Raw genomic sequence first — 24734 nt, 5'->3', positions numbered from 1 at the left:
CTAAGACGAAGTCGGTGCCGAAAGGATGCAAAGAATTTTATGAATATTTATTTTACAGGGGTGCTCTGATACTTAATTAGATTCAAGAAACGATCTATTCTCGAAAAAAGCAACAAACACGCTGTTGTTCGCCGAAACGTATATGACATTGCGTTTGCAAAACGTGTTTGAGTTTTTGTCTAGCACGCTGAATACGTGATTTGGTTGCCACTAAAGTGAGTCCATTTTGCTCGGAAAACTGCTCTTGAGTAAGACCTTGTAGGTCACACTGTTTGATAATTTCGCTTTCAGACGCAGTCAGTTTTGATAGCGCTTTAGGTAGACATTGCGCAAGGCTATCGACGGCGGGAAGTTCATGTTTTTCCCATATCGGCTCATTATCTCTCAGATCCTGAACTTGTTCTTGATTCGCCTTACGTTGCTTATCAATGAGCATATTCCGCGCTACCCGATATAGCCACGCTCTTTGGTTTTGAATATCGCAAAACGCTTGCTTCTGCTTTAACGCCTTCAAGAAGGTATCTTGTAGTAAATCAAAGCTCAGCTCAGGATCACCTGTTTGCTTAAGCAACCAGTAGTAAAGCTCGGACTCGGAAAGATGCCATGTCTCAATGAGACATGGCACTGCTGAAGTTTGTTTCGAAATACTGCTCTTAGGCATAATATTTACGCTTCATTCTCAAGGCGACGTTAACCAACGCGATTAAGACAGGCACCTCTACCAAAGGTCCAATCACACCCGCAAATGCTTGGTCAGAGTTTAATCCAAATACAGCGATTGATACGGCGATAGCTAGCTCGAAGTTGTTACCAGATGAAGTAAAGGCGATGGATGCATTTTGGTCGTAAGGAATACCCATACGCTTCCCAATGTAAAAGCTCACAAAAAACATCACCATAAAATAGATGATAAGTGGTACTGCAATACGGAATACATCCATCGGTAACTCAATGATCATTTCACCTTTCAGGCTAAACATCAAAACGATGGTTGCCAAAAGCGCAATCAGGGTAATTGGCGAAATACGAGGGATGAAGACTTCGTTATACCACTGTTCACCTTTTGCTGAGACCAATAGCTTACGGCTTAGGAACCCTGCTAAGAAAGGGATGCCTAAATAAATTAAGACGCTTTGTGCAATATCCCAGATAGTGATGTCAACAACGAAACTTTCAAGACCAAAGTAAGGGGGTAAAACAGTAATAAACAGCCATGCCATAAAACTGTACGTGACAATCTGAAACGCGCTATTTAAGGCAACTAAGGTTGCTCCGTACTCTTTGTTTCCGCCGCTGATGTCATTCCAAACCAACACCATTGCGATGCATCGAGCAAGGCCAATCAGAATAAGTCCCACCATATAGCCAGGTTGATCACGTAAGAAAATGATGGCCAAGATGAACATCAAAATCGGTCCCACGAGCCAGTTCATCACTAAAGAAAGCGTTATCGCGCGTTTATCACGAGTTACCTCACCTAAAAGGCTATAGTTCACTTTCGCCAATGGCGGGTACATCATTAAGATGAGGCCAATAGCAAGTGGGATATTGGTTGAACCAACAGATAGGCTTTCGTTCCACTGAGCGACTTGAGGAAATAACACGCCAATCCCGACACCAACTGCCATTGCAAGAAAAATCCATACGGTTAAGTATCGATCAAGAAAACTCATTTTTTCAGATGCGCTGGTTTCGACACAGCTTGAGACATTACTCATACAAACCTCTTTCATTTAAAATTGATAAACCAACGGAATAGAGCATTATTCGTTCACAACATTCGTACATGATTTGCCTTTGATGAACTGCAACTCTGACTCGATAAATGTCAAATTATGCTTAAGGGTGATCTCCAGCACTTGCTTGACCCAAGGAGCTAACACGGGGTTGATTTGGTAGTAAACCCACTTACCACGTCGCTCATCCAGAACAAGCTCGTGTTTTCGCAATTCGGCAAGATGCCGAGAGACTTTGGGTTGACTGAGATTTAGCGCTTCCATGAGATCACAGACACACAACTCGCCTTGCTTCTGCATCAACAGCAGAGACTTAAGCCGAGTTTCTTCAGAAAGTGCTTTGTAAAGAAGGATTGGATCAAACATAGGAACCATTCAATGCCATAAAACATATGAAATATCATATATCTTATCTTTCATATATGTCAATTTTCCAATTAAACAGTGCTTCTGAGAGATAAGTTAGATTAGGAAAAGTAAGTCGATAACTATGAGAAATTAGCGTCTTAATATTGAGACCAAATTGGAATGAGGCAAAACAAGTCAACACGAACCTTGCAGACTTAAGGACATAAAATGAACTACAGAAGTCAATAGAGCGAGTAATGGAGGTGCCGTCATGCGCTGCTTTGCGATGGTCTATCCAACATATGAGCACAAAAAAAGCGAGCACAAAGCCCGCTTCTATCTTTTTGATTTTAAATGTAATTAAAGCAATCCAACCGACTATTGGGCGATCACAAATTCTTCGTTGGTTGGGTTTCTATTAGTATCGCACCTACTAACAGGGATTTGGACATAAACGCGTTACGAACCATAACACACTCTAATTTTTTGGATTACCTCAAGTATTGCAACCATACACTCAGAATGACATGAAGGGGGCCAAATTCAATTGTCCAATACAGATAACTTTGGGGTAACAGCCTGTTGCGTTATGCTTATCCCAATCTTTATTGACTCGCGAATCCCCATGCCTAACGACGCATTCAACACTCAACTTGCAGAGACAATTTCTGCTCTTAACTCACCAAGCTTTACGCCTAAACTGATGCGCGTTATTGCTTCGTTATTGAGTTTTGATTGCGCGGTGATCCTCGGCTACCGCGAAGGCAAACACCCTATCTACTTGTATGATTCGATTGAAAATGAACGCGAGCTTTTGTTCCAGCGTTATCTCACCACCTCTTTTCAAAACGACCCGTTTTACCAGAAGCTTAACGCCAACAAAGAGCAAGGCATCTTCACGCTCAAAGATGTCGTAGGTAAAGACGTCGCGCGCAACGATCTCGATTACCAAGTCTACTGTGAGCAGTTTTACCATCAAACGGGCTGGAAGGATGAACTTAGTATGCTGATCGAAATCGAGCCGACACGTTGGGTGATGCTCTACTTCGGTTTTATGCAGGACGATAAGCGCTTCACCAAGGCTCAAGTCACCAAGCTCAAATCTTACTTCGCGATTATTCAGTCTTTGTGCCAACAGCACTGGAAACAAACCGAGTTTACACTCGCCGAACCAGTCTTCAGCCCTAACGTCTATTCAGGACAAATGCGTGCCGCGATTGAATCCGCACTGGCATCGTTTGGCCAAACCGTCCTCACTAATCGAGAACAAGAAATCGCGGCATTGATCGCGCAAGGCTATGACAGCAAAGAGATTGCAACGCAGCTAGATGTGGCTGAGGGCACCGTTAAGAACCACCGTAAACGCATCTACGCACAACTGAATGTGGCGTCGTTGAGCGAGTTCTTTCAGCTGTTTCTTAACCACCTGATCACTCAATCAAGATAACAAACTGTCCCTTTAGGGATATATCTCGATTCCGCATCGCCTTTTAATCTGAATACAACCAAACCAGATAAAGATAAGACGATGACACTGATTGAAGATTTACAAGCTCGCGGCTTGATTGCCCAAGCGAGCGATTTAGACCAAGTTCAACAACTGCTTTCTACGCCACAAACCTTGTACTGCGGTTTCGATCCAACCGCAGGTAGCCTGCACATTGGCCACCTTGTACCACTAATTATGCTCAAGCGCTTTCAAGACGCTGGACATCAAGCCATTGCTCTGATTGGTGGTGCAACGGGTATGATCGGTGACCCGAGCTTTAAAGCCACTGAGCGGAGCTTAAACTCAGAAGAAACCGTAACGGGCTGGGTACAAGATCTGTCGAATCAAATTCAACAGTTGATTAATAACCAAGTCAGCAAGCCAATGATCATGGTAAATAACGCAGATTGGGTGAAGAAGATTAACGTGATCGACTTCTTCCGCGACGTAGGTAAGCATTTTTCCGTAAATACCATGATCAGCCGAGAGTCGGTGAAGCTACGTTTACAACGTCCAGATCAAGGCATCTCATTTACCGAGTTCAGTTACGCACTGCTGCAATCTTACGACTTCGCAGAACTAAACCGTCAGTACGGCTGCCGCCTACAAATCGGTGGCAATGACCAATGGGGCAACATTGTTAGCGGCATTGACCTTACTCGCCGTCAAAATGGTGAGCAGGTCTTCGGTCTAACCTTACCTTTGATCACCAAATCTGACGGCACTAAATTTGGTAAAACCGAAGGTGGCGCAGTGTGGTTAGATCCAAGTAAGACCTCGCCTTACGCTTTCTACCAATTCTGGTTATCTGCGGAAGATGCCGATGTTTACCACTTCCTGCGCTACTATACCTTTTTGAGTTGCGATGAGATTGCTGCAATTGAAGCACAAGACAAAGAGAGCAAAGGCAAACCACAAGCACAGCGTATCCTAGCTGAGCAAATGACGCGTTTTGTCCACGGTGAAGAAGGCTTAGCAAGTGCAGAGCGAATCACTCAAGCGCTATTTAGCGGCAATGTACAGCAGCTAAGTTTGAGCGAGCTAAAACAGTTGGAACTCGATGGCTTGCCCAATATGCAAAGTGCTGAGCGAGACTTGTTAGAGCTTCTGGTTGAGTCAGGCTTAGCCAAATCAAAACGCATTGCCCGTGAACTGATTGGCAGCAACGCCATCAGTGTGAATGGCGAGAAAGTTGATGCAGAAAACCCAAACTTGAACTTCCCGCTGTTCGACCAGTACTGGTTACTTCAACGCGGTAAAAAGCACTTTTACTTGGTGAGACGTATAGTGGGTTAACACACTTCAGTTAGGGTCACACCGTACCTCAAATCATTATTTGCCATTGAACATTGCAATGGCAAAATGATGACGCTGATAATTTAGTGATATTTGCAGGTCTAATATTGCACAGCAGTTTATAGTGGATTAGCAAATTTAGTTGGAGATCTAGGCATAAGGAAGAGTATATCAAATTACGCTTTAGAGAACCGAGTAGCTAAACGCTCGCAACACAGATAGGGGCAAAAACAAGTCAACACGAACCTTGCAGACTTAAGGGCACAAAATGAACTACAGAAGTCAATAGAGCGAGTAATGGAGGTACCGTCATGCGCTGCTTTGCGATGGTCTATCCAACATATGATAACAAAAAAAGCGAGCACAAGGCTCGCTTCTATCTATTTGATTTTAAATCAAATTAAAGCAACTCAACCGACTGTTGGGCAATCACAAATTCTTCGTTAGTTGGAATCACTAGGGCGAGCGCGTTAAGCAGCTCAGACTTACCAATGATACCCGCGTTGCCAAAGCGTGCGTCTTCGTTACCCTTCACATCTTCGACAAAGCCAAGTAGACCTAGGTTGTTTAAGATCTCGCGGCGGATATCCAGCGCATTTTCACCGATACCACCGGTGAAAATGACCGCATCTAGGCGATCGAGTGGGATCAGGTATGAGCCAATGTATTTGGCGACGCGGTAAGTGAATACCTCGAATGCCAATTTCGCGCCTTCGTGGCCCTCTTCCATTGCTTGAAGAATACCGCGCGCGTCAGAAGTCACACCCGATACGCCCAAGAAACCTGATTTCTTGTTCAGCGTTTCAAAAACTTGCTCTTGGGTCCAACCTTTTTTCATCAAGAACTCGATGATACCTGGGTCTAGGTCACCGGAACGTGTACCCATCATAAGGCCCGCTAGCGGAGTGAAGCCCATTGAGGTATCGACTGATTGACCATCTTTGATGGCACACACAGACGCGCCGTTACCCAGGTGAACGGTGATGAAGCTGCACGACTCGACGGGTTTATCCAGCATTTTTGCCGCTTCACGGCTAACGAAGTAGTGACTCGTACCGTGGAAGCCGTAGCGACGAATACCGTATTGTTTGTACAGTTCGTTGGAAATTGCGCCTGTAAACGCTTTTTGTGGCATGGTTTGGTGGAAAGCAGTATCGAACACGGCAAACTGTGGCAGTGCCGGGAAAGCGTCCATCGCCGCTTTGATGCCTTTCGCGCCAGCAGGGTTGTGCAGTGGAGCAAGATCAGAAAGGTTTTCGATCTCTGCCAGCACGTTAGCATCGATACGAACCGTTGAGGTGAATTTCTCGCCACCATGAACAATGCGGTGACCCACAGCGACCAAATCCTTGTCCAGACCTAGCGACTCAATGAGTAATACAATACGTTTAATTGCATGCTGATGATGGTTGTCTGGCGCGTCAATCGCTTCTTCTATTTTCTCGCCATTAAACTTCCAACTGATGGTCGCTTCGGGCATTCCAAAGCATTCACCCAAACCGGAAACGATTGCGTCACCAGTGGCAGAATCAATCACTGCGAATTTTAGTGAAGAACTGCCAGAGTTAATCACTAGAACGTACGAATTAGACATGGGGGAGAGTTCCTGTTTCAACGTGAGTGGGGAAAGCCGTCTGCTTCATCTACTTAAAATCATTATTCAATATTTTTTTAATCTTTCAACTAATTTTATCAACATTAAACAAATCAGATAAAATTTATTGATCTGCCGCAAAGTCTGAATTTTTTCTTAGCTAAAAATTAATACAAATTGTCACCGACTTTAGGCTCTATAGAGTGTTCTTATCTGACAAAAGGCAAGCGTAAACCCTAAATGTTGCAAACGTCGGATGAGACGCCGTTTGGTATTCCCGCGAGAACATGCCTACACTTTAAAAAGCAGTGTTCAGTCAATTGCGTACCCGTGAAGCTGCCCTACTTTGCTGTTAATCCGCTGATGAGAGATAAATGTGTCAACCATTGCGATAAGCTTTATTGCCCTTGGCATTCTCCTACTCGCCGCTAGCCTTGCGACCGCGCGTGAGATCTGCAACAACACTCGCTACATTGGTTGGCGGTTGCTGACATTACTGATCTTTCTTTTTATCGCTGGCTACAGTGCCATTTTCCTTATTTTGCTTAATGACAGTGATGTCGGTCATGTGATGTTTGCACTCAGCAGCATTCTTTTTGCCGGTAGTGTGTTCGTCTTTATGGTGACGCGTTTTAGCTTAAGCAGTATTTCTCGCCTAAAGGATTTAGCCGAGCAAGAGAAATACAACTCACTGTATGACTCGCTCACCGGGTTGCCCAACCGCAAATACTGCATCGACGCCTTAGATGAGTACATTGTCAACGGGCGCACTTTTCAGTTTCTGCTGCTCGATATTGTCAACTTCAAACAAGTCAATGACGGCATGGGCCATTTTTGTGGTGATCAACTCTTGATTCAAATCGGTCACAGATTGAGTGCCTTGATGGGTCAAGATGCGATGTTGGCGCGTCTTGGTGGTGATGAATTTGCGGTGATTGCCAAGCTAGAGCATCGAACAGAAGGGCTTAAATTGGCCAAGAAGATCAACAAAGCGTTGAGCCAACCCTTTCTGCTCGAAGGGTTTGAGCTGACAAGCAGCGCGGCGATTGGCATTAGCCGCTTTCCCGATCATGGGCTGAGCGCCGAAGCGCTGATGAAATCCGCTGATATGGCGATGTATTGGGCGAAAAATAACGGCAGCCTCATTGCCCATTATGATGAGCGCATGTACCAAGGGGCGAAACAAAAGCTACAGATCTCACGTCAGATTGATGCGGCACTCGAAACCAACGAGTTCCAAATTTTCTATCAGCCGATCATCAATAGTAAAAAAGAGGCGGTGTGTGGTTATGAAGCCCTGATTCGCTGGATAAAAGATGACGGTACGGTGATTAGCCCCGTCGACTTTATCCCTATTGCCGAGCAGAGCCACAAAATCGTTTCAATCACCAATTGGGTGCTAAAACGAGTGACGCAGGATATTGCGCAATTTCAGCAAAGTGGCATTCATTATCCTATTCACATTAACCTGTCCGCCAAAGATTTGATGGGCCAAGGTTTGGTCAATCAACTGCGTGAATTGGTTGACGAACACCCAGCGATTACCGATTACATCGTACTGGAAATAACGGAAAGTACCGCCATCAACCGTTTGCACAGTCCAGAGAAACTGCTCTCTTCGATTCGGGCGTTAGGGTTCAAAATCAGCTTGGATGACTTTGGTACCGGCTACTCTTCTCTCTCTTTATTGCGTGATTTGCCCGTCGATCAAATCAAAATCGACCGCTCTTTTTTATATCAACTGGACACCAATGATCGCAACGACTCTATTGTCGCCAACGCCATCACTTTGGCGCACGGCTTAGGGTATACCGTGGTCGCTGAGGGTGTAGAAGATCAATCGGTGCTTCGCACACTGAAAGGCTATGGCTGCGACTATATCCAAGGTTATTACTACAGCCCAGCCATGGCGCTTGATCAAGCCATTCGTTGGACTCATGACCACACGACTCAGACAGCGGCCCCACTCACTCAATCCCATAGCCTCTAACAAGGGGCTCAAACCACCGTTCAAAAGGTTATGTTTGTAGAAATTGACAGGTACAACCAGTTAGCTAAAGGTAAAATTTCGCACCCACTCATTCATGACCCATATAGGAGCAAAAAAGCACAAAACCCACCATATTCACCTTCACCTAAAAACACTCTAAAAATAACCAATAAAAAATATAAAAACACAAAACATAATCAGTAACCTTATGTTTTTGTTTGTTATTTTAAATCTCTAACGTTTTATCATGTTTTTGAGAGCTTCATCGAACTTTCAAGATAAAGTGCATCCCACGTAATCAAACGTGATAACCCGCTCATTTCGTTACGTTTATCGAATGGGCTGATTCAATATGGACTTTATGATGAAAAAAACGATTCTTGCAGTAGCCATTGCCTCTCTTTCTTCAACAGCAATGGCGGTTGAGCTTTACAACAACGACGGCACGACTTTCGCCGTTGGCGGTCACGTATCAGTTAACCTAAACGGTTCTGAGCAAGGCGACACTGGCGTTGGCTCGAACTCTCCACGCATCAACTTCACCGCTACTCAAGACCTAGGCAACGGCTTCACAGCTGACGCTCGCGGCGAATGGCAACTGAACTACCTAGACGGCGGTGACAACACTTTCACAACTCGTCTTGGTTACGTTGGTCTCACTCATGAAGATTTCGGCCGTGCAGTAGCAGGTACTCAGTGGGCACCTTACTACGACGTAGCGGGCGTAGCAGATATGCCAATCGCGTTTGCTAACGACTTTATCTACGACAACCACGGTGCATTTGGTACAGGTCGTGGCGAAAACATGATCTCTTACCGCAACGGTGTTGAACTAGGTGATGCAGGCGCACTAGACTTCGGTTTCGCATGGCAAGGTCAACAAGCAAAAGATTTAGCTAACGTAGGTCCGGCTGGTTTAACTTTCGATCTAAAAGACCGCGTACAAGCTACAGTAGCATACTCGATCATGGGAGCTAAACTTGGCTACGCTTACAACACTGGCGAAATCAAGAACACAGCATCTGGCTTTGGTAAGGACGATGCTACATCTCACGTAGTATCTGCAGCTTACGGTTCATACGGTAAAGGCCTATACGTTGCTGGTGTTTACGCTTCAAATGAAAACATGAACAGTGTGGGTGGAAAAACTGGTTCTGTGAAATCTAGTCTTCTAATGGAAGAAAGCACGGCATACGAATTCCTAGCAGCATACGCACTTCCAAACAGCCTAAACTTCAGCATCAACTACGAAATGGTTGAAGGTAAGTTCCAGAAAGGTGATGCTAAAGAAACAACTCGTGAAGAGATGGCTCTACAAGTTGAATACAACTTCAAGCCAAACTTCGTAGGTTACACTGCTTACCAGTTCGACCTAAACGACAAGCCACAAAACGTGAAAGTTGATACTAACGACATGTGGGTTATCGGCGCACGTATCTACCTATAAGTTCTAGGTAAACGACTGTCCTTGCTGGCGAATATTGCTAGCTATGCTCACCCCTTTCGGGGTGAGCTTTTTCGTTTTGGGCCCAAGATATTTTGGGCACTAGATAAGTGCATCAGCGATCATTTCGTAGTACAACATAGCCAAACATAAGACGAAAGGAGAGCGCATGAACATTGGCAGCGTCGCAGAACTGACTGGCCTATCCAGCAAGTCTATCCGCCTGTATGAGGAAAAAGGCCTCATTACCCCGCCAAGTCGCAGTGATTCCGGCTATCGGGAGTATGGCGAGCAACAGGTTCAAGAGCTGAACTTAATCTCGAGAGCCAAAAACGCCGGTTTCTCTTTGCAAGAATGTAAGGAGTTCGTCCAACTGGCGCACAACCCGCAGCGTAAAAGCAGTGAAGTGAAAGCCAGAGCACAAGTCAAACTGGATGAAGTGCAAAACAAGCTTCGCCAGTTGCAAGAGATTGAAAAGCAGCTCAAAGAGTGGGTCGCCGCTTGCCCAGGCGATGCAAGTAGTGAGTGCCCGATCATTAAAGATTTAACGCAATAGATTGCATCTTTGGTCGATGCCAGTACACTGCGCGGCACGATTATAGTAATGCAAGAAACGTTTAGCATCAGGATTTGTGAGAACCCGTTATGTCTGAGTATGAGTCAGAAGAGATTGAAATTGAAGCGATCGGTATTGAAATCGACTCGCAACCTATTGAGCTTTATAAGATCTTTAAAATCGCCAATCTCGTCAGTGGTGGCGGTGAAGCCAAGCACATTATCTCTGAAGGCTATGTCGCGGTGAATGGTGAAATAGAAACGCGCAAACGCCGTAAGATCATGGACGGCGATTTGATTGAGTTCAACCAGCAGTACTACATCATCATTTGTGCCGATGGTGAAAGCAGCGGTGTCAACGACTACTACTACGCTGATGACACTGGCGAAGAGCACGACATCGAGAATCCGGTGGATGCCACGCAGCCAAGCGCACTGGAACTTGAGGAAGAGAAGTCCGTAGCCTCGACTCGGGCGCCTGAGCAGAGCCCTTCGCACAAGCCCGAACCAGCGAGCGCACAAACATCATCGACACCCGATAAGCCAACACCAAGCAAAAGTGGCGGACGTAAGTCGATCGACTTCTTCTAAGAGATTAATATGGTCGGCATGTTGACCCCGTTGACATGCCGCTGACTGACTTTCCGAAACGGAAATTCCTCTTTTCCACACCGTCTTTCAGATTTGGATTACATTAACGCCATCGATTAGTGCATGGATGCGTTTCACGTAAATCAATAAGAGAGATAAAAGAAAGATGAACGCACAGCTCAACACACCGTTTACCACACTCATCATCGACCGTCAGCCCATGTTTCAAGAAGCCCTTACTCAGGTCATTGAGACACTTTTTCCGAATGCGCAGGTGGAAGCGACCAGCTCATCACTCAGCGCACTGCAATATTTGCGTCAACACCCCTGTCATTTGGTGGTGCTTGATGTTGAACTCGACAACTCTGACGGTTTTGAATTTGTGCGCCGCGCCCGAGCTCGCGGTTACACAGGCAAAATTGTTTTTGTCTCAGGCCACCATCACCCACTCTATTCCGATACTGCGCATAAAATTGGCGCCAATGGGTTTGTGTTAAAAACAGAATCGACCACCACCATTGCCGAATCGATCAATAGCGTGGTGCGTGGCTACTTGGTTTTCAAGCAAGACGCTGAGCAAAGTGCAAAACATCCGGCGCTTTCAAGTCGAGAAACCATCGTTCTCAACTACTTGATTCAAGGCTACTCGAACAAGCGGATTTCTGAGCTGCTCTCTTTGAGCTCGAAAACCATCAGCACCTATAAGACCCGCATTCTCGATAAATACCAAGTTGAGTCCATCATCGAGTTGACTCGTCTGCAAAGTCAGCTCGCCGCCTAAGTACGATAGATTTAACCGGAGAACACGTGCTGCTTGAGTTTACTCACCAGCAGATCGTGTAATGGGCTCCCTCGATTCTTTAAGCGAGATATGCTGACAATCGGGGGCAGCGGCGTTCCCATTAGGCTATCAGGGAGCACTGTCACCGCCAGATTTGGCCGCTTGGTCAGCGCGGGAAGCTTAGGTAAGAAAGCGGCGCACTCGATCTCATCAAGTACCTCAAACAAACAGGTCATATTGTCTACGGTCGCGATGTCATTAATGGCAATGCCGCGCTCTGCCAATGCCACTTTGGTGGCGGCTTTCGAATGCTGCCACCCTTTCATTTCCATTAATACAAACGGCATCGCAAGCAAATCGTCTAGAGTTCGCCCAGCATAGCGCTTGGCGCAGATAATACTGGCATCACACTGCCCGAGCCTGTGCTGGTAGAGGTTCTTCGTCAAGTCACCGTTAAAGTATTGAACGCCAATATCGACTTTATCATCAAGAATGTGGCTGACCGAATAGTCATTCCAAGTGGTGATATCAATCGGCGCGCGTGGGAACGTGTCTAGCAAGTCAATCAGAAGATCTTTACCTACCAAATATTGCACCACGCTCGGCAAAGCGATTTTTATCGGCTTTTGATACAACTGAGGTTCAAAGGTTTTGTCTTGTACCGAATATTGGATAAGCTCCAATCCTTGCTCAACACCAGGCAAAAGCTTGAGCGTGAACTCAGTGGGCTCAAACTCGTGTGCTCCTCTGACAAATAAAGGGTCACCAAGCTGCTCTCGCAACTTAGCGAGATGCTTACTGACCGCACTTTCGGTTTTTCCCAACTCTTTTGCGACCGGTTTTAACTGCTTATGTTTCGCCAACAGCAGCAATACTTTAAGTAAATTGAGATCAAGCTGAGACTTCATAATAAGAGACGAGTTTGATAGTTTTGGATAATGCCACCGTAGCACAATCCACTATACTCGCCAATGCGCAGCGCCTTAGGTGATTCTCTTCACACATTCATCAATATTATTGAATGCTCACTCAATAATATTGTCTATTCACTGCATCTATATCAAAATTAATAGAGAATCGTTATCAGTTAACGCGCTTATTGTTGGCAGTAGCATCAAATGTATGAAACAATGTTCAAAATTTTTGCTTAACGCAGATAACCACAATAAAATCAATGATTAAGCAATCTATGGCTAGGTCTTTATTTCGATATGTCTAAGTACACCATCCACAGTCTGTTTGATACGCTCAAAGCTGCAGAAGAGGCTGAAAGCGGCGGTGCGGTAGAGTCGATTGACCATAACGCTGAGCATCCTCTCTCGGGCGCTCAGCTCGACGGCCTAATGGACAACCACTTTAAGCACATGTTTGATGTGTTTAATGACGGTATCTTTTACATGTCTGACAATGAACATGTCTGCTTTTATAGCCCCGCCTTTTATCGCCGATTTGGCATCAATACCGGCCATTCTTGTTTGAATGATTGGCTGAAACTGGTGCATCCATTGGACAGAGAAATGCTCGATGGTCGCGTCAATGAGCACATCGCGCAAGACAACCTCAAAATGACCACGCAATATCGTATTCGTGCCACCACCGGCGACTACGTTTGGCTAGAAGCGACGTCTATCACCAAAACCATCAACGGTAAGCGTTTTATGGTTGGGTGCCACAAAGACATCTCACAACAAAAAGATATGGAAGCGTTTTTACGTCACACGTCGCTGTTTGATATTCCGACAGGCCTTGCCAACGAGCAAAAATTGACCCTCGATCTCAACCAGCTGACCGCGCCGGTGGGCGAACAGTATCATCTACTGAATATCCATGTTAGCGATCTGCGTACCTACCTTAGCCTGTATGGCTCACAGAGTATGCGCGATGTGCTCAATCACCTGTTGATCAGCCTAAAAACACTGCCTGATGTGTTGGTGGATATTTACCGTATTCGCTCTGATGACTTTGTGATTCTATGTCAAGGTGACTACACCACCGCTGCACTGAACGATCTCGCCCAGCGCATTATTACGCAGTACCAAAATGCGCTCAACGAACAGGGCGTGTTGTACGGCCGTGATATGGTGATAGGCATCTACCCTAACTTCCCTACCGATGCCGCGCCTGAAGATACCCTTAAAATCGCTGCGCGTACCTGCCACTTTGCAGTGGAACAAGGTGACGGAATCATCAGCGTTTATGATGACAAAACCAAAGATAAGGTCGATCGCCACTTCTACATCGAACGTGAACTTGGTGAGGCAATTCAAGGTGAAACGCTGAACGTGAAGTTTCAGCCTATTATTTGTACCCAGCAAAACCGCGTGGCCAGCTTTGAAGCACTCGTACGCTGGAAAAGCCGCGAGATGGGAGAAATTTACCCCGACGAATTTATAGCGCTAGCGGAAAAGAAAGGCTTAGTGTCTGAATTGGGCTACTTTGTGTTTGCCAAAGCCTGCGAGTTCATCAAAGCCTACTCACAGCAACATCAATCGAGCGTTCGGGTGAATATCAACGTATCCGTATTGCAGTTGCTGCAACAGGATTTTCCGAAAAAAATTAAAACCATGGCAGACCACTACGGCGTGCCTACGAGCAGTATTGTGCTAGAGCTGACAGAAACCATCATCCTTGATGGCAATCAGAGTGCTTTTGACCAACTCTACCGCCTCAATGGTTATGGTTTCTTACTCTCGTTAGACGATTTCGGATCCGGCTACAGCTCTCTCAATAGTTTTTTTGACCTGCCGCTAAAACAGATCAAAGTCGACAAATCCATCGCGTGGCGCTCGCTGCAAAACCCCGCTACCTTCGAGTATCTCGCCTTCATCACTAAACTGTGCAAAAGCTACAGCGTCGATATTGTCATTGAGGGAATAGAGAGCGCCGAAATGCAGCGAATCTTCACAGATATGGGCGCGTCCTACTTGCAAGGCTATTGGTTTTCAAAACCGCTCTCTCTGGCAAGCGCCAGCCGCTACACCACCATTTAATCGCGACAAGGCGATACTACACCGTTTGGTTCGCCCACTGATACTGGCCCCAATAGCTTGCTATATAAAACACGCTGACTCGCTAAAACGACGACAGCGAGACCAGCTCCTGCGTATAAGGGTGAGCGGGAGAGGTAAACAGTTGCTGCGTCTCCCCTTGATCGACAATCTGCCCCTGTTTCATCACTATGGTGTAATGGCACAAGGATTTCACGACATTGAGATCGTGGCTAATGAACAAATAGCTAAGCTGATACTTCTCTTGCAGCGATTTGAGCAAATCGAGCACTTGAGCTTGCACGGTTCTATCGAGTGACGAGGTCGGCTCATCAAGCAAAATGAATTCTGGCTTGAGCACCAACGCTCGAGCGATGGCGATGCGCTGACGCTGCCCACCGGAAAACTCATTGGGATAACGGTGACGAGTGTTCGGATCCAAATCCACTTCTTTCATCACTGCGCAGATTTGTTCATCGATCTCTTCATCACTCCATTGCTTGTGCACGCGCAATCCTTCCCCAATCACTTCAGCCACCGACATTCTTGGGTTGAGCGCTGAGAACGGGTCTTGAAACACCACTTGCATTTTGCTGCGAAATGGCAGCATACCCGCGCGATCGAGCGTGTCCAGTGCGTGTCCTTGATACTCAATATGCCCTTGCGAGTGGACCAATTTGAGAATCGCCATACCTGTGGTCGATTTCCCCGAGCCACTCTCGCCAACCAATCCAATGGAGTGACCTTTGCGTAAAGTAAAGCTCATCTCTGTCACGGCTTTCACGTGATCCACTACCCGCTTAAACAGACCACCCGTGATGGGAAACCACACTTTCAACTGATCCACTGTCAACAAAGCGGGCGAGTCGGGTTCAACCGGAACAGGTAAGCCTCTCGGGTCTGAGTGAATCAGCTTTTGCGTGTAGGGGTGGGTCGGGTTTTGAAAGATCGCTTTGCACTCCCCTGTCTCGACTAAATGTCCGTGTTGCATGACGGCCACTCGGTCCGCAATACGGCGAACGATACTCAGATCATGGGTGATAAACAGCATCGCCATGCCCATCTCTTGTTGCAGCGCTTTGAGCAGATCCAGAATTTGCGCTTGGACAGAGACATCGAGCGCTGTCGTCGGCTCATCGGCAATCAGCAGCTCAGGCTCATTAATTAACGCCATCGCAATCATCACGCGCTGACGTTCTCCCCCCGACAACTCATGCGGATAGGCCTGTATTTTTTGCTCAGGGTGACGAATTCCGACTTTTCCTAGCCACTCAATCGCTCGCTGTTGCGCTTGAGTCGTACGCATGCCACGGTGAATCGCTAAGGTCTCAACCAGTTGTTTGCCCACCTTATGCAGCGGATTTAACGACACCATAGGCTCTTGGAAAATCATCCCAATTCGACCGCCGCGAATACCACGTAACTGACGCTCTGAACAACTGAGCATGTCAATGCCATCAAACTGAATGCTTCCTTCCAGATAATGGGCTGAACCTTTTGGCAACAACTTGAGAATCGAATTGGCTGTCACCGACTTACCTGAGCCGCTCTCGCCGACCAAGGCGAGCGTCTCCCCTTTGGCGACATTGAGTGACACTTGATGGGTGACCGTCAGAGGCGCATCACCGGCGCCAAAGCCCACCGATAAACCGTCTATGTGTAAAATAGGAGTACTCATGATTATCGTCCTTGGTGGTGGGGGTCAAACGCGTCACGTACCGCTTCGCCGACGAAAACGAGCAAGGTTAGCATGATAGAGAGAACAAAGAAGGCCGAAAAACCGAGCCACGGCGCCTGCAAATTGGCTTTACCTTGCGCCAGTAACTCACCCAGTGATGGCGAACCGGCCGGTAAACCAAAGCCAAGGAAGTCAAGCGAGGTTAATGTTGTGACCGAACCGGATAAGATAAACGGCATCATGGTCAGTGAGGCGACCATCGCATTGGGCAACATGTGGCGACGCATGATGCGCCCGTCGCTGACGCCCATCGCATGCGCGGCGCGGACATAATCAAAATTTCGGCAACGTAAGAATTCGGCGCGCACCACGCCGACTAAGCTCATCCAACTGAAGGCCACCATAATCCCCAGTAACCACCAGAAATTCGGCTCGACAAAGCTCGACAAAATGATCAGTAAAAATAGGGTCGGCATTCCGGACCAAATTTCGATAAAACGCTGACCCAACAGATCCAGCCAACCACCGTAGTAGCCTTGCGTCGCGCCGACGGCAACACCAATCACGCTGGAAATGATGGTCAACACAAAACCAAACAGCACCGAAATTCGAAAACCGTAAATAATTCGGGCCAGTACGTCGCGGCCTTTGTCATCCGTGCCGAGCCAATTGACGCTATCGGGCGCCGATGGCACGCTACCGGAAATATCAAAATTGATCGTATCGTAACTGAAACGGATCAGAGGCCAAATCAGATAGCCCTTCTCTTCGATAAGCTCGATCACATACGGATCGGTGTAATCGGCTTCGGTCTCAAACTCACCGCCAAACTCCGTTTCTGCGTATTGTTGAACGATAGGAAAATACCACTGCTGATCGTACTCCACCAGCAATGGCTTATCGTTGGCAATCAGCTCGGCAAACAAACTCACGGTAAATAAAACCAAGAAGATCCACAACGACCAAAATCCGCGCTTATTAGCCTTAAAGCGTTGCCAGCGAGCTTCGTTGAGCGGGTTACGTCTTTTCTTCGCTTGCATTAGCGCGCCTCAAAATCAATTCTTGGGTCAACCCAGGTATAGGTCAGATCGGAAATAATACTCAGCAACAGTCCGAGCAGCGTCATAATGTAGAGCGAGCTAAACACCACCGGATAATCCCGCTGTATGGTCGACTCGAAACCGAGTAGACCTATGCCCTCAAGAGAGAACATGACTTCAATCAGCATCGAACCAGTAAAAAAGATGCTGATAAATGCCGCAGGAAAACCCGCGATAATGATAAGCATGGCGTTACGAAATACGTGTTTGTACAAGATAGAGCGGTCGTCCAATCCTTTTGCCCGCGCCGTCACTACATACTGTTTGTTGATCTCATCCAGAAACGAGTTCTTGGTCAGCATGCTGAGCGTCGCAAAGCCGCCAATCACCATCGCACAAATCGGCAGCGCCAAATGCCAAAAATAGTCGAGGATTTGTTCATACCAACTCAGCTGCTCAAAATTGGCCGACACCAAGCCACGCAAGGGAAACCAGCTGAAGTAGTTGCCACTGGCAAACAAAATAATAAGGATGATGGCGAACAAGAAACCGGGAATGGCGTAACCGATGATCACCAGTGCACTGGACCAAATATCAAAGCGACTACCATGATGAATCGCTTTTAGAATCCCCAAAGGAATCGAGATCAGATAGATGATCAACGTACTCCAAAGCCCGAGGGAGATGGAGACGGGCAACCGCTCGACAATCAAATCGATGACGTTACCGCCTTTAAACAGACTTTCACCAAAATTAAAAGTCGCGTAGTTTTTGAGCATCTCGACATAGCGCTCAAGTAGCGGCTTATCAAAACCAAACTGGACTTTAATCGCCTCCACCACTTCGGGATCCAAACCGCGAGAGCCTTTATAACCACTCACGGCATTGTCATTGGAGACACTCAGGTCGACTTCGCTCCCACCGCCGGCAAAACGCTCCATAACACCAGAACCGAGCCCTTCCATCTGGGCTAACGCTTGCTCGACAGGGCCACCTGGCGCTATTTGAATAATAAAGAAATTGATGGTGATGATCGCCCACAAGGTGGGGATCACCAACAAAAGTCGTCGAAATATATACGCTGCCATGTTTCCCTCGAATTGGCCTTGGTCAATATCGCCTTACAGGTTTAGCGGCGCTTTTCTGGCAATTTGTCCGCTTTTTGTTTATCGACCCACCAAGTGTCAACGCCAAGGTCGTATTTGGGCGTCACAGATGGGCGTCCAAACTTATCCCACATCGCAACGCGGTACTCGCCAACATGCCACTGTGGAATCACATAAAAGTTCCATTGGAGTACGCGATCGAGCGCCTTACCCAGTGACAACAACGCCTGCGTATCTTGCTGACTGTTGGAAATCTCAAGCGTCAACGCATCCACGACGGGGTCCATCACACCGGCAGTGTTGTAGGTGGAGTCAATGTAGTTGGAGTTCCAAACGATCATTAAGTTCGGACTTGGATAAGGATTGGCGCTGTAAGACGATGACACCATGTCAAAATCTCGGTCACGCAAGCGTTTGATATATTGGGTGGTATCCACCGAGCGAATGTTCATCTCTACGCCCATGAGCTTGAGATTTTTTTGCAATGGAATCGCAATACGCTCCGTGGTTGGACTGTATATCAGCAGTTCAAAGGTGAGCGGTTGACCGGTCTCTTTGTTCGTCATCACTTTGTCTTTAAGTGCCCAACCCGCTTCATCGAGCAGTTTAAACGCCACTCTAAGCTGGGCGCGAATTCGACCACTGCCGTCGGTGACTGGCGGCTGATACTCCTGGGTAAACACTCGCGCTGGCACTTGAGATTTATAAGGTTCAAGCACCGCTAATTCGTCCTCATCAGGAAGCCCTTTAGCTTCATAGTCAGTATTTTGAAAGTAGCTGCGCGTGCGACTGTATTGACCATAGAACATGTTTTTGTTCATCCACTCAAAGTCCATCGCGTAAGAGAGTGCTTCTCGAACCTTTGGGTCGCTAAACAGATCACGCTGGGTGTTAAACACGAACCCTTGGGTGTTCTCTGGCTTCTCATGAGGGATCTCTTGTTTAACAATGTATCCCTTATCAAAGTTGATCCCGGTGTAAGAATTCGCCCAAAACTTGGCGGAATTCTCGAGACGAAAATCAAATTCGCCCGCTTTAAACGCCTCGAGCATCACGGTGTCATCGCGGTAATAGTCGTATTGAATCTGCGCAAAGTTATCGCGCCCCACATTGACGGGAAGATCGCGTGCCCAGTAATCCTCTACCAGTGAATAGGTGACGCTCTGGCCAGATTGATAATCGGTGACTTGATAGGCACCACTGCCGATAGGTGGCGTCGATAACGGTTCGGAGAGGTTTTTGTCCTGCCAAAAATGTTTGGGCAACACACGTGTGGACTGCGCAAAGCTAAACAACTTTTCTCGATTGGGCGTCGCCATCTCAATCCGCACCGTGAGATCATCTTTAGCGGTCACAGATTGAATGTCTTGATAATAGACGCGGTATTGCGGCACCCCCTCTTTCATAAACTTATCGAAGGTAAAGGCGACGTCATGTGCAGTAATAGGCTGACCGTCGTGAAAGCGTGCTTTCGGGTTGATGTCGAGCTCTAACCAGCGGTAGTCATCCGAGTATCGGACACGCTGTGCAATTAAGGGGTAATAAGCATCGATCTCATCGCTTGGAGAGAACATTAAGGGATCGTATAGCTCGCCACTGGCCGCCGCCGCAACCCCGCGAGAAGCGTAACGGTTAAAGTTGTCGAACGTGCCGACTTGTCCATACGTCACTTTGCCATATTTTGGGGCGTCTGGATTGACATAATCAAAGTGGGTGAAATCTTGCGGATATTTTGCGTCACCAAATCCCACCAGTGTCGTGGTTTCAATGACAGCCGCATATGACGTGGCCATGTGCATCGCAAACGCGACGGCAACTAGGGTGCGCGTGATCGTGCCCATCGTTCTCTCCCTTTATTATCCTTTCCTGTCAACGAGGCCAACTCGACCTCGTTGAGCCTACTATGTCCATTAAACTATGAGCACAAGACCGTACTCAGAGCACATAGTTTAGCAATTCAAATACTTGGATAAGTATATACGTAACTCCCGCCAAGATGTAAGCATCTGTGCGTCATGGTTTCGTCAATGTGTTTGGGGATCAGCGATAGAAGATTTCGCCCGTTTGCGCGTTGAGATAAATTTTGTTCGCCTGTTTCAAACCGCCGCAATAGACAAAGTAGATATCGTCGCTACTGAAGGTAACAGAACGCACCCAACCGCCCAACTCTTCAAAGTCTTCTGGCGAGCAAGTCCCCTCTTTGAGCAAACTGTCGGTGGACTGGATAAAGCGGTCAAAAAAGGTTTTAAAATCGTCGGAATTTTCGATGTAGCCACTGACCGTCTCAATACGCTCTTCACGAGTAATCGTGGGCGCAACCTCGAGCAGTGCCTCCATCGGCACCCATTCAGCGACTTCCGGCCCCCCTTCTTCATACACGTAATAGGGGGAAATGCGTCCCCAACCGTCTTTTTTTTCCAAAACATGCAGTTTATCGCCGCGATAAACAACACTCTCGATAAACGCCTGTTCATCGGGTTGCTCACGCACCCCAAGTTTGGCTGGGTTCACGTAATAATCTGTGATGGGCTCGGGTTCTGGCTCAGGTGGCGCTTTTTTTTCCACAGGCTTTGGTGCCTCGGGCTCCGACTCTTGTGCGGCGAGTGCCAACGCATCTTGTTGAGGCTTGTAATAAAAGATGTAATAACCGCCACCGGCACAAGCAATACCGACAAGCAGCAACAACACCATGATGATTTTTTTCATAGTTCCATACGCAAGCGTTTTGTCGTTACTGTAAAGAGTATAGCGACCATTATCAGTAACTCTTTAGCTTTGTACACAAGTTAAACAAAACTACGTTCAATTTTTTCGAACTAGTCCAACTAAAAACCATGATTTTTCGCGACCAAAATCACATTTAATATTCCTATCAAGCGCTGAGACAGACTCCAGCAAACTTAATTCCACCTACTTGTTGAGGAATACTCTATGAAAACTATCATCACCACTCTTGCACTCTCTTTGGTTACTGCAACATCAGCATTTGCTGCCGACAGCCACAACTACACCCTTGATGTAGCAACAGCAAATCACGGCGCAATCGTCACGGTACTTGACAACGGACAACCCGTCAGTGGTGTTGACGTCACAGTCCGTGGCAACGGTGTCAAACATTTCGTCAGTGGTTCAAAAGGAACATTCTACGCCGCTAACTTGTTTGATAACGGCCGCACTTTCACGTTCGAAATTATTGATGGCGATAAAACACTCGCCAAAGAGCAGCGTTACCTGACCGCAAACTAATACGCCGCACTGAGAAACGACGACGCCCCTCACAAGCCGAATGCTAGTGAGGGGCGTTATGCTATCCGTTAAAAGCGGTCACACTTGGCCGCGCAGATAAAGTCGTTTTGGTGCAAGCCTTTGATGGAATGGCTCCACCAGGTGACGGTGACCTTTCCCCACTCCAACAGTAGTGAGGGGTGGTGGAACTCCTCTTCAGCAAGCTGAGAGACTTTATTGGCGAAGGCCCACGCCAGTTGATAATTTTTAAAGCGATACTCTTTTTCCAATTGGGGTATGCCGTCTCGATCAACGATTTTCCATCCCTCCAACTCCGTTAATAGCAATCTTCGTTCCTCAGAGCCGAGGGGGGTGGCATCACTGTGGCACGCTTCACAACGCAATTCATTCAACATGGGAGATTTCCTTTGGTTCAAATAGTGGAGGGAGTAAGCCAGCTTGCATTGCCTGCTTGACGTGGGCCATTAAGTCCATGTTGCTCAGGGTATACAACTGCTTAAGATCCTCTAAAACAAAATATTGTGGCTGTATGATGTCAATTCGATAGGGCGTCCGCAGCACAGTATGGAGGTCAAAAGGGGTTCGTTTTACACTCGCGTCATCCAATGCATACACGGTTTCACCGGGCGAAGAGAGAATCCCCCCGCCGTAAATCTTGGTGGCCCCGGCTTCTTTCACCAAGCCGAACTCAACCGTAAACCAGTACAATCTTGCGAGATAGACACGCTCTTCTGGTGTTGCCGCTAACCCCATTTGGCCATAGGTGTGTGTGAAAGCGGCAAAATCGGGATGAGTAAGCATGGCGCAATGGCCGAATATTTCATGAAAAAAGTCTGGCTCTTGGAGGTAGTCGAACTCTTGTCGTGAGCGTAAAAACGTCGCGACAGGAAATTTCCGTTGCGCCAAGAGCGCAAAGAACTTATCAAAACTGATCAACGCTGCCACTGGCTCCACTTGCCAGCCAGTTTCTCTGGCGAGTACGCGGTTAATGTCGCGCAGTGCCGGGACCCGATCGCAGGGCAAATCCAGCAGCTTAAGGCCATCTAGGTAGGCTTGGCATGCGCGGTTTTGTACGACCGCCAACTGGCGCTCAACTAAGGCTTGCCAAATCTGATGTTCTTCTGCCGTCCAGGCGATCTGCCCTTGCGCATCGACAGGCTTAGAGTGATACGAGGTCATGATGTCAATCCATAACAATTTTGTTACATAAAGCGTATCCATACCGACATTGAGTGACAATCATGGCTTGTTCAATCAACACTCAACCTCATGTAACAAATATTTTACATTTTCCATTTTTTTACTTGTTTTTCATGGGTATGAAAAGAAGTGCAAGGTTTGACTTTGGCGATATTTGCACCAAAAATCAAAACAACGAAAACAATAAAAACACTGGATACGCCAATGACTGACTCTTCTGCTCTCTCCCCCGAACTGCTTTGGTCACCCACGACTGAGCGACAACGTAACGCCAACATTGCGCAATTCATTCAGCACATCAACATGCAAGGCCAAGCTATTGAGTCTTATCAGGATTTGCATACTTGGTCTGTTGAAAACCCCAACCAGTTTTGGCTCGAAATTTGGCAAGTCTGTGACGTGATTGGCTATCGCGGTGAGTGTATTAAGGGAGAAGGTCTAGCGAAACACGGTCAATTTAGTGCCAGTCGAGACACCATCTGGTTCCCTCAAGCACAGCTCAATTACGCAGAAAACTTACTCGCCTATGCGTATCAACGTCCAAATAATCCGGCGATTTGGTTTCACAATGAATCTGGCGTAGAAACGCAGCTGAGTTGGCAAGCCTTGTGCGATCAAGTCTCCATCGTACAGCAGTGGCTGCGTCACAATGGCGTCGAGCGAGGTGACGTGGTTGCTGGCTACCTACCACACTGCCCTCAAGCGGTGATTGCCATGTTGGCAACCACCAGCCTCGGCGCGGTGTGGACCTCTACCTCTCCTGATTTTGGCGTAGACAGTGTGGTCGAGCGCTTTGGTCAGGTACAACCTAAGATCTTGTTTTGCTGCAATGGCTATCAATTCAGTGGCAAAACCCATTCTATGGTGGAGAAAAATGGCCAGATCTGCGACGCCATTTCGAGCATTACCAACACCTGTCAGATTGAATACCTCGCGGATCACGCCTGTGATCTGTTTTTCAACGAGGGCTTTTCCGATTGGGAGTCGGTGCTGTCGAGTTGTTTACCGAGGGGCATTGAATTCGCACGGGTCGGCTTTAACGATCCACTTTTCATCCTCTACTCCTCAGGCACCACAGGCAAACCCAAATGCATCGTCCACAGTGTCGGGGGAACCACATTGAATCACCTCAAGGAGCATCAATTGCATTGCGACATCAAACCCAATGATTGTGTGTTTTATTACACCACGTGCGGTTGGATGATGTGGAACTGGCATGTCTCTGCCCTTGCCAGTGGCGCAACCTTAGTGATTTATGACGGTAGCCCCGTTTATCCAACGCCAGCGACACTCTGGTCACTGGCTGAACGCGCGCAAGTCAGCCTATTTGGCACGTCAGCCAAATATCTAGAAGCGATTGAGAAAGCTGGCTACACACCAAAAAATGACGTGAATCTGTCGTCACTAAAGACATTGTGTTCCACCGGTTCGGTGCTCTACCCCAACCAATATCACTATGTGTACGATAAGATTAAATCCGATCTCCATCTCGCATCGATTTCGGGAGGAACGGACATTTGCGGCTGCTTTGTCCTGGGTAACCCGTTGTCTCCCGTTTATGTAGGCGAGTGTCAAGGCCCCGGACTTGGGCTGGATATCGCAGTGTTTGATGAAGAGGGACAAGCCGTGACAGATCAACGCGGCGAGTTAATC

General features: G+C 47.3%; 22 protein-coding genes. 10 read left to right on the top strand and 12 right to left on the bottom strand.

Translation table 11 applies throughout. The features are described from left to right. Window positions 1-94 precede the first annotated feature (94 nt). The 3 genes from AC6R0S_RS05540 to AC6R0S_RS05530 are packed head-to-tail and all read right to left on the bottom strand — an operon-like array spanning window position 95 to window position 2102. Entirely contained in the window at window positions 95-661 is a 567-nt protein-coding gene (locus AC6R0S_RS05540; RefSeq protein ID WP_500637416.1) for a sigma-70 family RNA polymerase sigma factor, read from the bottom strand. After that, a complete protein-coding gene (arsB, locus tag AC6R0S_RS05535) occupies window positions 654-1718 on the bottom strand; it encodes an ACR3 family arsenite efflux transporter (RefSeq protein ID WP_500637415.1) in 1065 nt (354 codons plus the stop codon). The genes AC6R0S_RS05540 and arsB overlap by 8 nt, the downstream gene beginning before the upstream one ends. A gap of 45 nt (window positions 1719-1763) precedes the next feature. Continuing rightward, window positions 1764-2102 carry a metalloregulator ArsR/SmtB family transcription factor gene (locus tag AC6R0S_RS05530; protein WP_285357904.1) on the bottom strand — a complete coding sequence of 113 codons (339 nt, stop codon included), beginning with the start codon at window positions 2100-2102 and terminating at the stop codon, window positions 1764-1766. 607 nt (window positions 2103-2709) lie between these two features. Here AC6R0S_RS05530 and AC6R0S_RS05525 point away from each other — a divergent pair. After that, window positions 2710-3531: a LuxR C-terminal-related transcriptional regulator gene (locus AC6R0S_RS05525; RefSeq protein ID WP_500630734.1), complete on the top strand. Its 822-nt coding sequence runs from the start codon at window positions 2710-2712 to the stop codon at window positions 3529-3531. Window positions 3532-3612: 81 nt separating this feature from the next. After that, window positions 3613-4869, top strand: coding sequence for a tyrosine--tRNA ligase (gene tyrS, locus AC6R0S_RS05520; RefSeq protein WP_500630733.1), 1257 nt, complete (start codon window positions 3613-3615; stop codon window positions 4867-4869). 400 nt (window positions 4870-5269) lie between these two features. Here the strand turns inward: tyrS and AC6R0S_RS05515 are convergent, their stop codons facing one another. Then, window positions 5270-6463 (bottom strand): acetate/propionate family kinase, encoded by a 1194-nt coding sequence (locus AC6R0S_RS05515; RefSeq protein WP_500637414.1) that lies wholly within the window; start codon window positions 6461-6463, stop codon window positions 5270-5272. Window positions 6464-6839: 376 nt separating this feature from the next. On the opposite strand from AC6R0S_RS05515, the gene AC6R0S_RS05510 reads away from it, so the two are divergent. From AC6R0S_RS05510 to AC6R0S_RS05490, 5 genes are all read left to right on the top strand, one after another. Further along, window positions 6840-8453: a putative bifunctional diguanylate cyclase/phosphodiesterase gene (locus AC6R0S_RS05510; RefSeq protein ID WP_500637413.1), complete on the top strand. Its 1614-nt coding sequence runs from the start codon at window positions 6840-6842 to the stop codon at window positions 8451-8453. A 364-nt stretch (window positions 8454-8817) separates the two neighbouring features. Beyond that, window positions 8818-9900 (top strand): porin, encoded by a 1083-nt coding sequence (locus AC6R0S_RS05505; RefSeq protein ID WP_500637412.1) that lies wholly within the window; start codon window positions 8818-8820, stop codon window positions 9898-9900. 166 nt (window positions 9901-10066) lie between these two features. Next, window positions 10067-10453, top strand: a complete 387-nt coding sequence (gene cueR / locus AC6R0S_RS05500; RefSeq protein ID WP_500637411.1) for a Cu(I)-responsive transcriptional regulator — start codon at window positions 10067-10069, stop codon at window positions 10451-10453. Window positions 10454-10542: 89 nt separating this feature from the next. After that, window positions 10543-11043: an RNA-binding S4 domain-containing protein gene (locus tag AC6R0S_RS05495; RefSeq protein ID WP_500630729.1), complete on the top strand. Its 501-nt coding sequence runs from the start codon at window positions 10543-10545 to the stop codon at window positions 11041-11043. 166 nt (window positions 11044-11209) lie between these two features. Next, complete coding sequence (locus tag AC6R0S_RS05490) at window positions 11210-11824, top strand: response regulator (protein WP_487902300.1); 615 nt, start codon at window positions 11210-11212, stop codon at window positions 11822-11824. Window positions 11825-11835: 11 nt separating this feature from the next. Here AC6R0S_RS05490 and AC6R0S_RS05485 read toward each other — a convergent pair whose 3' ends face one another. Then, window positions 11836-12732, bottom strand: coding sequence for a LysR family transcriptional regulator (locus tag AC6R0S_RS05485; RefSeq protein ID WP_500630727.1), 897 nt, complete (start codon window positions 12730-12732; stop codon window positions 11836-11838). A gap of 303 nt (window positions 12733-13035) precedes the next feature. Here AC6R0S_RS05485 and AC6R0S_RS05480 point away from each other — a divergent pair, with 303 nt between their 5' ends. After that, window positions 13036-14814 carry an EAL domain-containing protein gene (locus AC6R0S_RS05480; RefSeq protein WP_500633632.1) on the top strand — a complete coding sequence of 593 codons (1779 nt, stop codon included), beginning with the start codon at window positions 13036-13038 and terminating at the stop codon, window positions 14812-14814. 82 nt (window positions 14815-14896) lie between these two features. Here the strand turns inward: AC6R0S_RS05480 and AC6R0S_RS05475 are convergent, their stop codons facing one another. From AC6R0S_RS05475 to AC6R0S_RS05455, 5 genes are all read right to left on the bottom strand, one after another. Then, window positions 14897-16489, bottom strand: a complete 1593-nt coding sequence (locus tag AC6R0S_RS05475) for an ABC transporter ATP-binding protein (protein ID WP_500637410.1) — start codon at window positions 16487-16489, stop codon at window positions 14897-14899. Window positions 16490-16491: 2 nt separating this feature from the next. After that, on the bottom strand, window positions 16492-17529 hold the full coding sequence (locus tag AC6R0S_RS05470; RefSeq protein WP_334552075.1) for an ABC transporter permease: 1038 nt from the start codon (window positions 17527-17529) through the stop codon (window positions 16492-16494). Continuing rightward, window positions 17529-18617, bottom strand: a complete 1089-nt coding sequence (locus AC6R0S_RS05465; protein ID WP_500629389.1) for a microcin C ABC transporter permease YejB — start codon at window positions 18615-18617, stop codon at window positions 17529-17531. Before AC6R0S_RS05465 ends, AC6R0S_RS05470 begins: the two co-directional genes overlap by 1 nt. Before the next feature lie 41 nt (window positions 18618-18658). Then, a complete protein-coding gene (locus AC6R0S_RS05460) occupies window positions 18659-20434 on the bottom strand; it encodes an extracellular solute-binding protein (protein WP_500637438.1) in 1776 nt (591 codons plus the stop codon). 241 nt (window positions 20435-20675) lie between these two features. After that, window positions 20676-21341 (bottom strand): SH3 domain-containing protein, encoded by a 666-nt coding sequence (locus AC6R0S_RS05455; protein ID WP_500633630.1) that lies wholly within the window; start codon window positions 21339-21341, stop codon window positions 20676-20678. A gap of 225 nt (window positions 21342-21566) precedes the next feature. Between AC6R0S_RS05455 and AC6R0S_RS05450 the strand changes: the two genes are divergently transcribed. Beyond that, window positions 21567-21881, top strand: coding sequence for a hypothetical protein (locus tag AC6R0S_RS05450; protein ID WP_334552078.1), 315 nt, complete (start codon window positions 21567-21569; stop codon window positions 21879-21881). 68 nt (window positions 21882-21949) lie between these two features. On the opposite strand, the gene AC6R0S_RS05445 is transcribed toward AC6R0S_RS05450, so the two are convergent. Together AC6R0S_RS05445 and phhA are read right to left on the bottom strand one after the other, a co-directional pair. Beyond that, window positions 21950-22276 carry a 4a-hydroxytetrahydrobiopterin dehydratase gene (locus AC6R0S_RS05445; protein ID WP_500637409.1) on the bottom strand — a complete coding sequence of 109 codons (327 nt, stop codon included), beginning with the start codon at window positions 22274-22276 and terminating at the stop codon, window positions 21950-21952. Next, window positions 22266-23060, bottom strand: coding sequence for a phenylalanine 4-monooxygenase (gene phhA / locus AC6R0S_RS05440; RefSeq protein ID WP_500637408.1), 795 nt, complete (start codon window positions 23058-23060; stop codon window positions 22266-22268). Before phhA ends, AC6R0S_RS05445 begins: the two co-directional genes overlap by 11 nt. A gap of 225 nt (window positions 23061-23285) precedes the next feature. Between phhA and AC6R0S_RS05435 the strand changes: the two genes are divergently transcribed. After that, the coding region (locus AC6R0S_RS05435; protein WP_500637407.1) for an acetoacetate--CoA ligase at window positions 23286-24734 on the top strand (1449 nt) is incomplete at its 3' end.

This window comes from Vibrio sp. R15-SG3-ISO1B, assembly GCF_059833835.1.
This window is presented reverse-complemented; position numbering and strand designations above follow the sequence as displayed.

Bases quoted from the DNA above. Each gene is read 5' to 3' on its own strand.
- AC6R0S_RS05540 (WP_500637416.1), bottom strand. From the start codon at position 661: ATGCCTAAGAGCAGTATTTCGAAACAAACTTCAGCAGTGCCATGTCTC.
- arsB (WP_500637415.1), bottom strand. From the start codon at position 1,718: ATGAGTAATGTCTCAAGCTGTGTCGAAACCAGCGCATCTGAAAAAATG.
- AC6R0S_RS05530 (WP_285357904.1), bottom strand. From the start codon at position 2,102: ATGTTTGATCCAATCCTTCTTTACAAAGCACTTTCTGAAGAAACTCGG.
- AC6R0S_RS05525 (WP_500630734.1), top strand. From the start codon at position 2,710: ATGCCTAACGACGCATTCAACACTCAACTTGCAGAGACAATTTCTGCT.
- tyrS (WP_500630733.1), top strand. From the start codon at position 3,613: ATGACACTGATTGAAGATTTACAAGCTCGCGGCTTGATTGCCCAAGCG.
- AC6R0S_RS05515 (WP_500637414.1), bottom strand. From the start codon at position 6,463: ATGTCTAATTCGTACGTTCTAGTGATTAACTCTGGCAGTTCTTCACTA.
- AC6R0S_RS05505 (WP_500637412.1), top strand. From the start codon at position 8,818: ATGAAAAAAACGATTCTTGCAGTAGCCATTGCCTCTCTTTCTTCAACA.
- cueR (WP_500637411.1), top strand. From the start codon at position 10,067: ATGAACATTGGCAGCGTCGCAGAACTGACTGGCCTATCCAGCAAGTCT.
- AC6R0S_RS05495 (WP_500630729.1), top strand. From the start codon at position 10,543: ATGTCTGAGTATGAGTCAGAAGAGATTGAAATTGAAGCGATCGGTATT.
- AC6R0S_RS05490 (WP_487902300.1), top strand. From the start codon at position 11,210: ATGAACGCACAGCTCAACACACCGTTTACCACACTCATCATCGACCGT.
- AC6R0S_RS05485 (WP_500630727.1), bottom strand. From the start codon at position 12,732: ATGAAGTCTCAGCTTGATCTCAATTTACTTAAAGTATTGCTGCTGTTG.
- AC6R0S_RS05480 (WP_500633632.1), top strand. From the start codon at position 13,036: ATGTCTAAGTACACCATCCACAGTCTGTTTGATACGCTCAAAGCTGCA.
- AC6R0S_RS05475 (WP_500637410.1), bottom strand. From the start codon at position 16,489: ATGAGTACTCCTATTTTACACATAGACGGTTTATCGGTGGGCTTTGGC.
- AC6R0S_RS05470 (WP_334552075.1), bottom strand. From the start codon at position 17,529: ATGCAAGCGAAGAAAAGACGTAACCCGCTCAACGAAGCTCGCTGGCAA.
- AC6R0S_RS05465 (WP_500629389.1), bottom strand. From the start codon at position 18,617: ATGGCAGCGTATATATTTCGACGACTTTTGTTGGTGATCCCCACCTTG.
- AC6R0S_RS05460 (WP_500637438.1), bottom strand. From the start codon at position 20,434: ATGCACATGGCCACGTCATATGCGGCTGTCATTGAAACCACGACACTG.
- AC6R0S_RS05455 (WP_500633630.1), bottom strand. From the start codon at position 21,341: ATGAAAAAAATCATCATGGTGTTGTTGCTGCTTGTCGGTATTGCTTGT.
- AC6R0S_RS05450 (WP_334552078.1), top strand. From the start codon at position 21,567: ATGAAAACTATCATCACCACTCTTGCACTCTCTTTGGTTACTGCAACA.
- AC6R0S_RS05445 (WP_500637409.1), bottom strand. From the start codon at position 22,276: ATGTTGAATGAATTGCGTTGTGAAGCGTGCCACAGTGATGCCACCCCC.
- phhA (WP_500637408.1), bottom strand. From the start codon at position 23,060: ATGACCTCGTATCACTCTAAGCCTGTCGATGCGCAAGGGCAGATCGCC.